We start from the raw sequence: 678 nt of genomic DNA on the forward strand, positions 1-678 counted from the left end.
GGTGGCAATCCTACCCATGTTGAACGTCGGTGGTATGAAGCTGTTCCAAACGGAATCGTCTGACTGGTCAGATAAAAGCAGCCCAAGAGCCAAAACCGTAGCGAAGAACATCGTGTTGGTGTATCTGATCTTAACGGGCATGTGCATTGGTGGTTATGTTCTGACGGGCATGAACCTGTTTGAAGCGATCAACCACGCCTTTACCACCCTATCTACCGGCGGTTACTCGACCTCCGATAGCTCGATGAACAACTTCTCCAACGGCGCGCACTGGGTCGCGACCACTTTCATGTTCTTGGGCGGTCTGCCATTTCTATTGTTTGTTGCCGCTCTACGCAAACGCAGCATCGATATTCTGGTCAAAGATGCACAGGTACGAGGCTTTGCTTACTTGTTCTTGTTCTCAAGCTTGGTGGTTGCCGCTTGGCTAGTGATTCGCGATGGTTACACCATTTTGGATGCCCTGCGAGTGTCGATGTTCAACATCGTTTCTGTGGTGACAACCACTGGGTTCGGCTTGGAAGATTTCACCGCTTGGGGCGCTCTGCCAACCACGCTCTTTGCCTTCTTAATGATGGCAGGGGCATGTTCTGGCTCAACCGCAGGCGGGATTAAAATCTTCCGTTTCCAAATTGCTATGACGCTGTTGAACAAACAGATCATGAAACTGATTCATCC

At 50.3% G+C, this 678-nt stretch carries 1 protein-coding gene; it reads left to right on the forward strand.

Features of this window, described 5'->3' with window-relative positions; all coding sequences use genetic code 11:
- Window positions 1-678, forward strand: a 678-nt coding sequence (locus R7Q48_RS27800) for a TrkH family potassium uptake protein (protein ID WP_318133511.1), incomplete at both ends; no start/stop codon positions are given.

It is taken from the genome of Vibrio sp. 378 (genome assembly GCF_033339435.1).